Genomic DNA, 14079 nt, shown 5'->3' with positions numbered 1-14079 from the left:
AGCGCCGACTGTGCCTAATGCCAAATCTGCGCCCGTGATTCCTGTATCAGCTCTTCAGTACCAGCCATATCAGGCCGGCGGCGCCGATACTTAATCCTGCAATTTCTGGCAGTGCTAATGCGTAAGACTGCCACCACAGCAAGCCGCCAGTAATGGTTGTCATGATCCCCAGAGTCTGGTGACGCTTTTGTATACGCTGGGCTTCGAGTGCGGCGTTCAGCAACGTCAGCTGTTCCTGCATTCTCAACTGATTTTCATCGAGATGGTTGAGGCGGGTCAGGGCACCGTGCATCAGGTTAGGGATCTGCGGCGCTTTCTCTACCCAGCCCGGTAGCTGGCGCTTGAACTCTTTCCAGGCGGCTTTAGGACCAAAGCGCTCACGCATCCAGCGTTCAAGGTAAGGTTTGGCCGTTGTCCATAGATCAAGGTCTGGGTACAGCTGTCGGCCCAGCCCTTCAATGTTCAACAGGGTTTTCTGCAGGAGTACCAGCTGCGGCTGAACTTCCATATTGAAGCGTCTGGCGGTCGCGAACAGCTGAATCAGTACCTGCCCGAATGAAATCTCTGACAGAGGCTTCTCGAATATAGGCTCACAGACACTGCGAATCGATGCGGCGAACTCATGAACTTTTGTCGTTGGCGGTACCCAGCCAGAGTCTACGTGCAGCTGTGCGACCTGATGATAGTCCTGATTAAAGAAGGCCATCAGGTTCATCGCCAGATAGTGCAGATCTTCGTCGGTGAGGCTGCCAACGATACCGCAGTCGATGGCGATATATTGCGGGCTTGATGGGTTTTCGCGCGAAACAAAAATATTGCCCGGATGCATGTCGGCATGGAAAAAACTGTCGCGGAATACCTGAGTGAAGAAAATCTCTACGCCGCGCTCGGCGAGTAATTTCATATTGGTATTCTGGACGTACAGCTCGTCGATGTTAGCAACAGGAATACCGTAGATGCGTTCGCTGACCATCACTTTGTTACGCGTGTATTCCCAGTAAACCTCTGGCATGTACAGCAGCTCGGATTCTGAGAAATTACGACGTAATTGAGTTGCGTTAGACGCCTCAATCTGGAGGTTCAGTTCACCGTAAATGGTGTGACGGTAGTCTTCAACGACTTCAACAGGCTTTAAACGACGGCCTTCAGCGGAGTACTTAACCAGCAGTACAGCCATAAACTCCAGCAACTGCAGGTCGCGCTCAATGGTGTCCTCGATACCCGGACGGACGACCTTAACCACGACTTCTTTACCGGCTTCTGAATTCTCGCCAAAGAGGCGTGCGGCATACACTTGTGCAATGGACGCGGCCGCGAGCGGCTTTTCGGAGAACTCGGCGAACATCTCGCTGATGGGCTGGCCAAGTTGTTCTTCGATCAGCTTGAGTGCGGTCTCAGTAGGGAAAGGTGCAACGTTGTCCTGCAGGTTTTTCAGTTCTGCGACAATGTCTTCCGGGATCAGATCCGGGCGGGTGGATAGAATCTGGCCGAATTTAACGAAAATAGGACCCAATGCTTCCAGCGCAAGGCGTAAGCGTGCGCCGCGGCTGAGTTTGCTCGGCACCGGGCTCAGGCGCCATGGGGCCAGCCACAGCAGAATGCGGATTTTGAGTGGTAGCTGGTCGGTTGGAACAAGAGCATCCAGCCGGTAGCGGGTAAATATGAAGAGTATTTTCCAGAGTCGCCAGAGGTTACCCACGCTCAGTCCTCAGTCTTTTTCTTGTTTTCCAGACCGGCAATCCGGGCTTCTACACGATCCATCATCAGGCGCAGATCATCTGTCTGTGTTGCAAAGTCATCGAGCATGGCTGACGGTGTTACTACCTTCAGCTCATCTTCGAGGTATTCTTTTGCGGCGGTGCGGTAGGTTGACCCGGTGTCACGGCCCCAGCGCCTGAGGCCACGTAACCCCTTACCGATCTGGTGGGCGACCAGGCTGCCTGTCAGCGGCTGTATGGCGGCTTCCCAATCAATGTCTAACGCCTGTACGGTACGGGTCAGATAGAGTGCGAGCTCGGTATCGCCATCCATATCGATATCGCTGTTGATCAGTTCGTGTGCTTTATCGTCGGCGCGGGCCAGCTCAAGAAAATCTGCCAGCTTGCCACTCAGTACCACCTCAGTGTCAGAGTCGGACGTCATACTCAGAGCGATACCATCACGCAGCAGGCGAATATTAAAGCGACCCAGGCCCTCAATATCGACGGCGGCCATACGACCTTCCTGACGAGCCAGTCGCGAAAGTGTTGCTGCGTCCTGGCGAAGTGCACGATTAATAAGCCCTTCAACGGGCAGGCACATCGCCTGACTGAGTACCGCCGATAGCATCAGGGTTTGATTCCCCGGTGTAGAGCTACAACGCCACTGGTCATGTTGTTGTAGCTACAGCGCACGAGGCCCGCCTCTTCCATCATCCCTTTCAGCGTTTCCTGATCCGGATGCATACGAATGGATTCAGCGAGATACTTGTAACTTTCAGAGTCGTTCGCAACAAGCTTGCCCATAAAAGGCAGGGCGCTGAACGAATACAGGTCGTAGGCCTTGCTCATTACCGGGTTCGTCGGCTTGGAAAATTCGAGGATGAGAAGACGGCCGCCTGGCTTGAGTACACGCGCCATGGAGCGCAGTGCTTTGTCTTTGTCGGTGACGTTACGCAGGCCGAAGGCCATGGTGATTACATCAAAGCTGTTGTCTTCAAACGGCAGGCACTCGGCGTTTGCCTGAACGTATTCGATATTACCCACGTACCCCTGATCGGTCAGGCGGTCGCGGCCGACATTCAGCATGGATGAGTTGATATCAGCGAGTACCACCTTGCCCTGTGGGCCGACGATGCGCGAAAACTTACGCGTCAGGTCACCGGTGCCACCGGCGAGATCAAGAATCTGATTGCCTGGGCGGGCACCACTCATGTCAATGGTGATGCGCTTCCAGAGGCGGTGGACGCCGAATGACATCAGGTCGTTCATTACATCGTATTTCGCAGCGACAGAATGAAATACATCAGCCACTTTTCCAGCTTTTTCGTCGACCGAAACGGTCTCGTAGCCGAAATGAGTTGTTTTGTTGTCGGACATGCCTACCTCCCAATCTGGATCGACATTCTAACCAGCCGGCGTACGAATGTCTGCTTTCATTGGCAACGTAAGGTGGCACAACCGCACCTGTGCAACTGAAATGGCATCAGGCAATCTGCGTCATCATACCTTTCTGACTTCTGGTCAGAAGTTAACTAAGACTTAGCTGGAGCAATAAATGAATACCGTAGCTATGAAAGCAGCAACATTTTTATTCTGGGTACTGGCGATTACTGCCTGGGTGCAGGGTTGGGACGGCTTGCTCGGTTACCTGCCGACCATCGGCCTGATCGTCGCGGGTATTCACGTACTGGAGGTGCTGCTTTTCTGGGTAGCTTTCCGCAAGAAGAGCACCAACGTGCGTCTGGACGCTATTCAGGTGTTTATTTTTGGAATGTTCCATCTTCAGCGTTTTATGCCTAAGTCCTGAGCTGGCTGGCCCAGAACACAAAGCGCAGATCAAAAAAAGGGAGGCCTGAGCCTCCCTGATAATATGCTACAAACCGTTATTCGACGGTCAGTTCAACGCGACGGTTGAGCTGGCGGCCTTCTTCGGTGGTGTTATCAGCAATCGGCTGAGAATCACTCAGCGCTCTCAGTTCAATCGAATCTTTGCTTACGCCACGAGCCATCAGATAGTTACCAATGGTTTTCGCACGTTCCATAGAGATGAACTGATTGAATTCATCACTGCCAGTCTCGTCAGCATGACCTTTTACGATGATCTTCAGATCTTTATCTTCTTTCGCCTGAGCGGCAATCTGATCCAGGTAAGCAGTCGCTTTGCCCGGCATACCAGCTTTGTTCAGCGGGAAGCGCAGCAGAGCTTCGACGGTTTTGATCAGGTCACAACCATTGCTGTCAACCATGGCCACCTTACCGGTATTTGCACACTGATCAACGCTGTCAGCGACGCCATCATTGTCACTGTCTTCAAAAGCGGATTTGGCTGGGATGCCGGCCGCTGTCGCTGGAAGCTCGTTGACCTGTTCAGCGGTCAGCTGGCTGTCGTCAGCCATATTGTTGCTGGCTACTGTGCTACCCGCTGCCGCAGTTGAAGCCGCAGCGACCGCAGCAGAACCGAAACGGTAACCCACTTCGATGACGTAATTCATGTGTTCTGGATATTCGTTGATCATGTCGTCATAGCGGATTTCAGCGCGCGCAAATATACGCTCCGAAGAATCGTACTGCACACCAGCACCCAGAGAAGCCAGAGCGTTTGAAGCGCTGCCACCGTCTGTACGCATCTCCTCAAAACCCAGACCTGCGGTCAGGTAAGGTTTCAGGGCGTCGTCAGACAGGAAATACAGACTGCTGAAACGGAACTGCTCGATATCTGCGCGCGAATCGTCCTGGATGACGGATGGAATAACAAAGCTACCCTCAAGAGCGAGGTTGTCTTTGAGCATGTAACCCAGAGAGAGTTCGTTGGTGTAACTGTGCTTCATGTGATCGCCGAAGTGATCAACGCTGATTTCGTTTTCAGTGTGCGCGGCGCCCACCGTGAAGTAATAAGGTAAATCCTGAGCCATAACTGACGCAGAGGTCGCGGTCAGAATGGCTGCGCTAAGTAATGAACGTTTCATAATCAATCCCCCAATCGATAGCCTCCGAACTTTACCTAAGCTTGCAATCCAAAGCTACAGCGGCAACGCGTCAGTCATACACTTGGCAGGCAGTTATCAAGGAAATAGATCACAAAAGTGGTACTTTATTCGTACTTATTAGCAAAGGCTTAATCACTGACAGCATGGTTTCTGATTCTCATCATTTGCTGACCCGGTGAGGATGAAATACTCTGAGCGCCATAACGATAACAACTGGTATTTCTCACATGGACTCCGTCACTCTGCCTCTGCGGATACCCTATATTCTGCGCGCAGGTATCATCATCACGCTAGGTATCATTGCCTGGGCAATCGCTGCCTACATAGTTTTGTCGGTGTGTCCTCCGGAGCAAAGAATGCTGGCTACTTCACTGATGGCGACCAGCGTTTTCTGCTTCTGTGCTCTGGCATTTCTGGGCACCCGGGAGTTGCTGATGAACAACCTCGCCTGGCGCGTCGATAATCGCGACTGGCGGTTCTGGTTGTATCTGGTGGGGTCACATCTGAGCTCCATTCTTCTGATGGGCGTTGCTGAGGTACCTTCCGAAAGTGCGCCCTACGCGGTGTTGATGGTGGTGAACTCGGCGTCTCTTGTTGTCCGTTTTTCACCCAAATATTCACTCAGCTTCAATATGTTGGTCGCCGTGTTGTTTGCGATGCAGTTCCCACAGGATCAATGGCTTATTTTCTGTTTGTGCATGCTTATGCAGCTGGTCTTGTGGAGCTTTGGCCTGAGTATCGTAGTTGAGATCAGTGAGGTCAGGCGTTTGCGGGTTATGGGTGATGAGCTGCGCATGGCACAGGCTCAGATAGCCGAATCTGAACGGATGCTGGAAAGGCGTAATATCCGTCATAACCTGCACGATAATATGGGGCACGAGCTCGCGACTCTGCATATGAATCTTCAGATTCTCGAGCAGCAGGCCGGCCGCTTAGAGTTGTCTGATGATATTGTCGCGCCTCTGGAACGCTCGCGGGATGCCAGCAGGAAGATGTTCGCTGTTCTGGATGACATTGTATCGGGGTTACGTCAGGTGCCTTCCGCTCATTTCTATGATGCTTTAACCGATCTGGTTGATCAGGCTACAACGCTTCAAGTCACGACTTTGTGGGATGAGAAGGTGAAGATCTCCGACCCTCAGTGTTGTGAAACTCTGCTGTCAGTGGTGCGTGAGTTTCTGACCAATGTGATGAAACACTCTGAGGGGCGCGAAGTCGAAATCCGCAGTTGTTACAGTAATGGCAATATAGAGTTAACGCTCCGGGATCTTGCGGAATACACAGGGGAATTCAGTTATGGCAACGGACTCTCTGGTGTTGAGGAGAGGATAGCCGCGATGGATGGACGCTTTTTGGTAGCAATGTCCGATGACAATGAGCTGACCTGGAACATCACTCTGCCGGAGGCCAGCGTATGATGAAGCTCGTTCTGGTTGATGATCAGGCGTTGGTTCAGCAGGGCGTAGCAACCCTGCTGGAGATGTCGGGGGCGTTTAAGGTCGTTGCTACTTTTGAGTCAGGGCAGTCATTGAAAGACTGGTTAGGCGAGCACCCTTCCGGGTGTGACCTGGTATTGCTTGATTTCCATATGCCCGGTCAGGACGGCATAGAAACCCTCAAGTCTCTGAAGCCAGCACTGCGCACTCCAGTGGTCTTTCTTTCGACTTTCGCGGATGCGGCGTTAAGTCGTGAGGCCCGTCGCAATGGCGCTTCAGGCTGGTTGGCAAAGAGTGTGGAAATCACTGAGCTGGTCTCGGCGCTGCAGGCGGTGGCCACCGGTGAGCAGGTATTTCCGGCCTTGAGCCATCACCCTCAGGACTGGGACCTGAGCGTGCGGGAATTCGAGGTCGCACGCTGTCTGGTTGCGGGCATGACGAATCAGCAAATCGCAGATCAGTGTTGCTTGAGTCTGGGGACAGTGAAGAACTATACGTCCAATCTTTTCAGTAAGCTTGAAGTGGCAAATCGTGCTCAGGCGATTGCGGCACTGCGGGAGCGCGGTATTTCCTGATCTGACTTGAACTGTGTCTTGTCTTCTGTATTGTTTGTGTATAGCTTTTGTATATATTGATTATGCACACAGACTCAGGAGATAACCATGCAGCACCTCACCCGTCTCATACTGCTTACTCTGACAGCTTTATCTCTGTCAGCCTGTCGTATTGTTGAAACTGTCCCTTTTGTTGATATCCCGCGCTATATGGGGCTCTGGTACCAGATCGCCGCCAATGAAGTCTCGTTTAACGAGGGGTTGGTTGGGGTAACCGCAGAATATACTCTGCTCGAGGATGGCTCGGTCGAAGTGCTGAATAAGGGATATCAGGACAATCTGGACGGCGAACTGAACCAGATCACGGGTAACGCGACTATCTGGGATGAAGAGACGAACTCCAAGCTCAAAGTTGTGTTCCCCGGAGCGCCAGACCTGCCATACCCGAACTATCTGATCGTTGTTCTGGATGAGGCGGGTTACGAGTATGCGGCGGTCACTGATCCCTTTGAATACACCCTGTTTATACTGAGTCGCTCGCCGGAGATGAGCGAGAACACATACTCAATGATTCTTGGCGAACTGGAAGCACTGGGCGTGGATACGAGCGAGCTTGTTATTACTCCGCAGGCATTGCCTGAGGAGTAATCAGCTTAATCACTTCGGGCGCAACATTATCGGCCAGTGCCGGTTGCGCCTCTGTTGTGGGATGAATGCCATCGTCCTGCATCATGCCATCTACTGTTGCCACGCCCTCCAGCAGGAAAGGCACCAGACCTGTGTTGTAACTTCCTGACAGTTCTATATACAGAGTTCTGAAGCCCTCTGTGTATGCTGGCCCATAATTAGGTGGGATCTGCATGCCAGCCAGAACAACCTCTGAGCCTGATTCCTGTGTGGCCTCAATCATGGCCGTCAGATTATTTCTGACCAGCGAGAGTGGTGAACCTCTCAATGCGTCGTTGCCGCCGAGTGCTAGCAAAGTGACGTCAGGTTGATGGCGCTCTAATAAGGCGGGTAAGCGGCTGCGACCGCCAGAGGTGGTATCGCCGCTAATTGCAGCGACGACAACAGTGAGTTGCGGAAACCGGTTCTGCAGTTTCTGCTCTAATAGCAGAGGCCATTGTTTTTCTACCGGGACGCCAAACCCCGCACTGATACTGTCGCCAACAATCAGCAGCTTTGGTGGTTGCTGTGTCTGTTCTTCTGCCTGGGCGACAGAACAGACAAATATCGCCAGAGTGATAAACACTGACATTAACGATTTAACTTTCAGGAAACGCTTCGGTATGCCGGACAACACAGATATTACCTCTCTCAGTGCCGATCACTTAGTGAAAACAGTTCGCAGTGGCGAAGAACCTCTGACCATCCTGAAGGGTGTTTCGTTGCATATCAAGCGTGGGGAAAGTGTGGCCATTGTCGGTGCATCAGGCAGTGGGAAGTCGACATTACTGGGTATTCTTGCGGGCCTCGATTTGCCTTCAGAGGGGGAAGTCACTCTGCTCGAGCAACCTATGAGAGGGCTGGATGAAGACCAGCGTGCGGCCATTCGCGCCGGTGGTGTCGCTTTCGTGTTCCAGAATTTTCATCTGCTTCAGGGGCTGACCGCGCTCGAGAATGTGATGCTGCCGCTTGAGATCGTCGGCAAGAAAAATGCTGATAAAGAAGCAACCGGACTGCTTCATTCCGTGGGGTTGGCTGATCGGCTTGCGCATTATCCAAGCCAGTTGTCGGGTGGTGAGCAGCAGCGTGTGGCATTGGCCCGTGCCTTCGCCGGGCAGCCCGAAATTCTGTTTGCGGATGAGCCCACTGGCAACCTGGACCGTGCGACGGGCGAACAGGTTGAGTCCCTATTGTTCCGGCTTAACGAAGAGTCTTCCACCACTCTGGTGCTTGTTACACACGACGACCGTCTGGCGCAGCGCTGTGACCGGCGCCTGAAAATGACGGACGGTGTGCTGGAGGAAATTGCCTGATGACGAATACCGCAGGCAGATTTACAGAGCTTCGGCTGGCGTTAAGGTTGATGAGCCGTGAGTTGCGTAGTGGCGAGCTCACGCTGATATTTCTGGCACTGGTACTGGCTGTGACTGTCACCACAGCGATTGCCATATTCAGTCAGCGATTGGATCTGGCCATGCAGTCCAGTGCCAATGACATGCTCGGTGCAGACCTCCGGGTTCGTTCGACCACGCCGCTCGAAGAGGAGTGGCTGGTGGAGGCCGATGAACTTGGTCTGGAGCGAGCCCGTACTCTGACGTTCCCCAGTGTCGTTGTTGCCGGTGAACAGATGACGTTATCGGCGGTAAAGGCGGTCGATGATGGCTATCCCCTGCGTGGCGAGCTTCTGGTCCGGGGCATTGATGATGAAGTTGTATCCTTGCGGTCGTCTGGGCCAGAGCCGGGGGAAGCATGGGTCGAAGCGCGCCTGCTGTCGTTGTTGAATATCGGCCTGGGCGATGAAGCCGATCTGGGAGGCAAAACTTACCGGATCACCGGCCTTATTGAGAAGGAGAGTGATCGGGGAGGTAACTTTTATACCTTGTCACCACGCATCATGGTGCACTGGAGTGAGCTGGAGGGTAGCCCTATGTTGGGGCCCGGCAGTCGTGTGCGCTACCGGCTGATGCTAAGCGGTGATGGCGGTCTGCTGGAGCAGTTTCAGAGTTCGGTCGAGCTGAAAGCCAACCAGTCTTTTGAATCCCTGGGTGATGGAAACCGGCAGATGGCGGCTTCGCTTGATCGCGCGCGCCGCTATCTTGGTCTTGCGGCCATTCTTGCCGTCGTTCTCTCGTGTGTTGCGGTTGCGGTCAGTGCTCGCCGTTATGCTGAGCGTCACTTTGATATCAGTGCTTTGATGCGAACCTTTGGCCTGCCGCGGGCCTCAGTGCTTCGCATTTTTCTGGCCCAGCTTCTGCTTCTCGGAGGCGCAGCGACCCTGTTGGGTGCCTTATTCGCCTACATTCTGCAGCTAGGGTTATTACAGGTGCTGTCTGGTCTGATACCGGAAGGCCTGCCGCCAGCAACTCCGAGTGCGTGGGCGCTTGGGCTCAGCGCCGGTCTACTGGGGCTGTTTGGTTTTGGCGTACCGCACCTGTTGCCCTTGTCTTCAATCAGTCCGCTCCGGGTGCTGCGACGGGACCTTGTGCCAGTACCGCTCAAGGGCTGGCTTATTTATGCGCTGGCGCTGGGCTCTCTGACAATTCTGCTTTCTCTTCTGACGCAGGATGTCATGCTCAGCAGCGGCCTGATGATAGGCGGCGCTGCGACGTTACTGATTTTACTTCTGTTATTGCGAGGCGGCCTGAGGCTTGCCGGGCGCCTGTTGCGGAACCGAAGACTTCCGCTCAGTCTTAGATTTGCCTGGCAGCACCTGAGCCGCAGTCACACCGCAACAGCCGGGCAGCTACTGGCGTTCGCGATGACCCTGATGGTGATGTTGATTATCGGTATGTTGCGCACGGATCTTCTGGCCGACTGGCAACGCAGTATGCCTGACAATGCGCCGAACATTTTTGCCCTGAACATCCAGCCTTTCGAGCGTGATGCATTCTCCGAGTCACTGACGAATCATACTATTGAGACGCAGGCTTTGTACCCTATGATTCCCATGCGTCTGGTAAAAGTGAACGGTACCGCGGTCAGTGAGATGGAGATTGCCGAAGATCGCTCCATCAACCGTGACCTGATTACATCCACGGCTGAAACTCTGCCTGACAATAACGAAGTCGTCGGTGGTGACTGGGCACAGACTGCCGCAGGCCCGGGGCAAGTCTCCGTTGAACACGAGCTGGCCGAGCGCCTGGGGCTGGGTTTAGGGGATGTGCTGACTTTCCGTGCGGCTGGCGTCGACCTTGATGCCGAAATTACCAGTCTCCGTCGTCTCGACTGGACGGCCATGACACCGAACTTTTTCATGATGCTTTCGCCTGACCTGACGGAAGAGTTACCTATGGGCTACATGACCAGCTTCCACCTTGCCGATGAGCATGAAGGCGCACTGGTTTCTCTGATCCGGAAATACCCGGGTATCACCTTTATTGATACCCGCGCGATTCTTTCGCAGGTGCAGACTTTGCTGCAACGACTGACGACCGCAGTCGAGCTAATTCTGGTGTTTGTATTGCTGGGCGCTGTTCTGGTGATGTTATCCGTGTTGCTGACATCGACACGCGAGCGACTGACTGAAGGGGCTGTGCTGCGGACCTTAGGTGCAGCGCGGAAACAGCTGCGTCAGGCACAGTGGGTTGAGTTCGCACTCTTGGGTGTGCTTTCAGCGGTGCTTGCCTTAATCGGTGCGGAGTTAGTGACGGCGGGTTTGTATATTGGCCTGTTGGATATTCCCTACAGCAGTCTTGGCTGGGCGTGGCTCTGGTTGCCGCCGGCAACGGCGCTTGGGTTGGCGATTCCGGGCAGCTTGATGCTGCGCAGAGTAAGTCGGGTTCCGCCGCTGACCGTATTGCGGGAAGGCTGAGCTGGAGCTGTCTGACTTGAGTACATCAGCTCAGTCGATCAACTCAGCCGGGTTCTCGAACATACCGAGCGGAGTTTCCAGAATAGCGCCCAGGGTGCGGATCATATCGCGCTCTTCCATCGTGATTTTGCCGTCGTGATGCACACACACTGAAATGGCGCGCATGACCCGCTCCCGAACTTCCGGTGCGCTTGCGATCAGAGCACTCAATGCTTTATTAAGCGGTTTCAGGCTTTTGTGCGGCGCGTGTTCCGGGTTGCAGTCCCGCATCAGTAATTGTTCTGATGTAATTCCCGCTTCGAACGCAAGCACCGCAGCCTGATAATTTTTCGTTCCGGCATGGGCAACGTACGCGAGTACAACAGCAATATCATCGGCGAGTGCGTGGGCAGACTTACGCTTCTGACGGAAAGCCGGGAGGGTGCCGAAGTGGCGTCCGAGGTATTGCAGAATCAGTCGGTACAGACACCACTCGAACAGGTCGATCTTATTATCCAGCTGAATCATGCTGACCAGGGTCTGATTCATCGTGCGGTACTGCCTGAGGGACATACGACGCAGTGCCGGCATTGCCCGCTCGACCAGTTCAAGGCGCACTTCTTTGTCTGAGCGTCTGGCTTCATTCAGGTAGCGCAGGGCTTCGCGGAAGGTGTCGCTGCCATGCCTTTGCTGAATCATATTCTGCTGCTCACGCGCCGTCTCTTCGGTCGAGCCACTCATCAGCAACGCAAACACCAGAGCCTCTGCAGACATCGCGTTAATGATCGCGATTTCACTTCTGAGGAATTCCTCACCGCGTGCTTCGTAAGGTATCGCTTCATATCCTGTATCAGCGTGAGCCACTGCAGTATCTGAACTATCGACGTTTTCAGGTGCCTCGCCCTGTCCTGCAGAGAAGCCGCTGATGGCATCGCTGTCGTTGTAGGCAAAGTCCCGAACTTCGATATGCTGCATTCGTGGCTGCAGATAATGCCCGTCCCAGCCCGGCTGAATTTTCTGAATACGTTCATCCAGCGGTGGGTGCGTTGCAAACATGGCGCGGCGAAAGCGCATGACCGGACCAAAAAAGAAGTGCGATACCTCCAGCGCCGACGGTGAACCAACGCGGGAACCCGCGCCATAACCGATGACTTTGAGAGCGCCACTGATACCATCAGGGTTACGGGTAAATTGCACAGCGGATGCATCCGCAAGAAACTCACGCTGGCGACTGACCGCTGACTTGATCATGCGGCCGAAAAATTCGCCGCCGTAGCCAATCGCCATCAGTGCAAACCCGAAGGCGGCAGCCCGTGGGTCTGTGCGACGTGTCGTAAAACCGCGGTTGTGTGAGCCGCGGACAATCATACGGCCGATCTCACCGATAAATACGATGCCATAGATGATGCCGGTGAGGCGCATATTCATACGCATATCGCCGTTGAAAATATGACTGAATTCGTGGGCGATAACCCCCTGAAGCTGATCGCGTGTCAGTGCCGATATTGCGCCTCGTGTGACACCAATAACGGCATCGCTGGGCTGGTAGCCTGCGGCAAAGGCGTTGATGCCGGAGTCTTCCATGACGTATACATCCGGGACGGGCATGCCCGAGGCAATGGCCATTTCTTCAACGACATTCAGGAGTCGCCTTTCATCTGCTTCGCGACTGCCGGGGTCCAGAAGTGTGGCACCCAGAGAATCTGCCACATCACTTCCTTTGCTGAGCGATAGCTGCCTGAAAAAGCTCGAAATCAGGATCACGGCCATCGTCGTAAAGCTGACGACAGCCCAATGCTCGCCATCATAAATCTCAAACGCCCGTGAGCCCTCGGTTGATGAATAGGTTGCGAAGTGAATACCGGCAATAAACAGCAGGTTAACTGTCAGGACAACGGCAATGACGGCGAGGCTGAATAACAGAATGAGGCGCCCGGTGTTACGGCGCGCCTCTTCCTGATGGCGAAAGAAGTTCATACGTTACGCGGGTCTCAGAAGCTGATCTTGGGTGCGTCTTCGAGAACTTCGCGATTTTCAAATTCCAGCAGGGTGGCGTCTTCTCTGTGTCCGAAAGCGCCGGCCAGTACGATAGCAGGGAAACTCTGGCGATACGTGTTGTAGTCCATTACCGAGTCGTTATACGCCTGACGGGCGAAGGCAATGCGGTTTTCGGTACTGCTCAGTTCTTCGGTGAGCTGCATCATATTCTCGTTTGCCTTCAGCTCTGGGTATGCTTCCATCACGACATTCAGGCGGCCGAGTGCGCCAGCCAGTGCGCCTTCAGCCCCCATTAACTGAGCCATGCCACCACTGTTCGCAGGATTACCACCAATCGCTTTGAGGCCGGCGGCGGCTTCGTTGCGAGCGCTGATTACAGCTTCCAGAGTATCCCTTTCGTGACGGATATACTCTTTTGCAGTTTCAACCAGGTTAGGAATCAGATCGTAGCGACGCTTAAGTTGCACATCGATCTGAGCGAAGCTGTTCTGAAAGCGGTTTTTCAGTGCGACCAGCTTGTTGTACACACTGACCAGTAAAAGAATAAGCCCGGCGATTACTGCCAGCAGAATGATGCCTGTTGTTGTCATTGTCCGTTCTCCGTGTGTTCGGATCAGAGCGTTATCGCTGCCACTGACCTGAACCGTCCATGTAAAATTCGCCGTCGCCCTGAGCCTTTTCAATCAGTTTTTCACCGGCGATTCGCTCAATGTTGACCAGTTGCGTGTTCTGCTTGTTCGCGATTTCCTGATAGCGGGCTTTACGCTTGGCGTTGATATCGACGACCAGGGCGGCTGCTTCAGGACTGCTGGCACTGACGAGGCCAAGGTAACCATTAGGTTGTTCACCGACAAGGCCCATGTTTTTTGCATCGTCCAGTTCCAGGGCCAGTGCAGCAACACTGAACAACAGGCCGGCGACGAAGGTTGTAATTGTGCTGAGTTTCAT

14 protein-coding genes are annotated in these 14079 nt (G+C 53.8%); 6 read left to right on the top strand and 8 right to left on the bottom strand.

What is annotated here, in order from left to right; translation table 11 throughout:
• Window positions 1–46 precede the first annotated feature (46 nt).
• From ubiB to ubiE, 3 genes are read right to left on the bottom strand one after another with little or no spacing between them, the layout of a single operon-like run.
• Window positions 47–1699, bottom strand: a complete 1653-nt coding sequence (gene ubiB, locus BW941_RS13275) for a ubiquinone biosynthesis regulatory protein kinase UbiB (RefSeq protein ID WP_076516832.1) — start codon at window positions 1697–1699, stop codon at window positions 47–49.
• Window positions 1700–1701: 2 nt separating this feature from the next.
• Entirely contained in the window at window positions 1702–2328 is a 627-nt protein-coding gene (locus BW941_RS13270) for a ubiquinone biosynthesis accessory factor UbiJ (RefSeq protein WP_076516830.1), read from the bottom strand.
• Window positions 2328–3077 (bottom strand): bifunctional demethylmenaquinone methyltransferase/2-methoxy-6-polyprenyl-1,4-benzoquinol methylase UbiE, encoded by a 750-nt coding sequence (ubiE, locus tag BW941_RS13265; protein ID WP_076516828.1) that lies wholly within the window; start codon window positions 3075–3077, stop codon window positions 2328–2330. The genes BW941_RS13270 and ubiE overlap by 1 nt, the downstream gene beginning before the upstream one ends.
• Before the next feature lie 178 nt (window positions 3078–3255).
• On the opposite strand from ubiE, the gene BW941_RS13260 reads away from it, so the two are divergent.
• Entirely contained in the window at window positions 3256–3507 is a 252-nt protein-coding gene (locus tag BW941_RS13260; RefSeq protein ID WP_068440183.1) for a DUF1145 domain-containing protein, read from the top strand.
• A gap of 76 nt (window positions 3508–3583) precedes the next feature.
• On the opposite strand, the gene BW941_RS13255 is transcribed toward BW941_RS13260, so the two are convergent.
• The gene (locus BW941_RS13255) at window positions 3584–4666 is read right to left on the bottom strand and encodes an OmpA family protein (protein WP_076516826.1); all 1083 of its coding nucleotides are present in this window, start codon (window positions 4664–4666) and stop codon (window positions 3584–3586) included.
• A 248-nt stretch (window positions 4667–4914) separates the two neighbouring features.
• On the opposite strand from BW941_RS13255, the gene BW941_RS13250 reads away from it, so the two are divergent.
• From BW941_RS13250 to BW941_RS13240, 3 genes are all read left to right on the top strand, one after another.
• Window positions 4915–6105 carry a sensor histidine kinase gene (locus BW941_RS13250; RefSeq protein ID WP_084188954.1) on the top strand — a complete coding sequence of 397 codons (1191 nt, stop codon included), beginning with the start codon at window positions 4915–4917 and terminating at the stop codon, window positions 6103–6105.
• Window positions 6102–6698 (top strand): response regulator transcription factor, encoded by a 597-nt coding sequence (locus tag BW941_RS13245; protein ID WP_084188952.1) that lies wholly within the window; start codon window positions 6102–6104, stop codon window positions 6696–6698. Before BW941_RS13250 ends, BW941_RS13245 begins: the two co-directional genes overlap by 4 nt.
• Before the next feature lie 87 nt (window positions 6699–6785).
• Complete coding sequence (locus BW941_RS13240) at window positions 6786–7325, top strand: lipocalin family protein (RefSeq protein ID WP_076516822.1); 540 nt, start codon at window positions 6786–6788, stop codon at window positions 7323–7325.
• Here BW941_RS13240 and BW941_RS13235 read toward each other — a convergent pair.
• On the bottom strand, window positions 7297–7980 hold the full coding sequence (locus tag BW941_RS13235) for an arylesterase (RefSeq protein WP_245820106.1): 684 nt from the start codon (window positions 7978–7980) through the stop codon (window positions 7297–7299). The genes BW941_RS13240 and BW941_RS13235 overlap by 29 nt on opposite strands.
• Here BW941_RS13235 and BW941_RS13230 point away from each other — a divergent pair.
• Both BW941_RS13230 and BW941_RS13225 read left to right on the top strand, forming a co-directional pair.
• Window positions 7967–8656: an ABC transporter ATP-binding protein gene (locus BW941_RS13230; RefSeq protein ID WP_076516819.1), complete on the top strand. Its 690-nt coding sequence runs from the start codon at window positions 7967–7969 to the stop codon at window positions 8654–8656. The two genes, BW941_RS13235 and BW941_RS13230, sit on opposite strands and share 14 nt — an antisense overlap.
• Window positions 8656–11154, top strand: coding sequence for an ABC transporter permease (locus tag BW941_RS13225; RefSeq protein ID WP_076516817.1), 2499 nt, complete (start codon window positions 8656–8658; stop codon window positions 11152–11154). The genes BW941_RS13230 and BW941_RS13225 overlap by 1 nt, the downstream gene beginning before the upstream one ends.
• Window positions 11155–11184: 30 nt before the next feature.
• On the opposite strand, the gene BW941_RS13220 is transcribed toward BW941_RS13225, so the two are convergent.
• The 3 genes from BW941_RS13220 to BW941_RS13210 are packed head-to-tail and all read right to left on the bottom strand — an operon-like array spanning window position 11185 to window position 14079.
• A complete protein-coding gene (locus BW941_RS13220) occupies window positions 11185–13110 on the bottom strand; it encodes a M48 family metallopeptidase (RefSeq protein ID WP_076516815.1) in 1926 nt (641 codons plus the stop codon).
• Window positions 13111–13124: 14 nt separating this feature from the next.
• The gene (locus BW941_RS13215; protein WP_068440161.1) at window positions 13125–13721 is read right to left on the bottom strand and encodes a LemA family protein; all 597 of its coding nucleotides are present in this window, start codon (window positions 13719–13721) and stop codon (window positions 13125–13127) included.
• Between the two features lie 31 nt (window positions 13722–13752).
• Window positions 13753–14079 carry a YdbL family probable chaperone protein gene (locus BW941_RS13210; RefSeq protein WP_076516813.1) on the bottom strand — a complete coding sequence of 109 codons (327 nt, stop codon included), beginning with the start codon at window positions 14077–14079 and terminating at the stop codon, window positions 13753–13755.

This window comes from Thalassolituus maritimus (assembly GCF_900156675.1).
Classification (GTDB): Bacteria; Pseudomonadota; Gammaproteobacteria; order Pseudomonadales; family Oceanobacteraceae; genus Thalassolituus; species Thalassolituus maritimus.
Note: the sequence above shows the minus strand (reverse complement) of the source record. Positions and strands in the feature narration are given on the sequence as shown.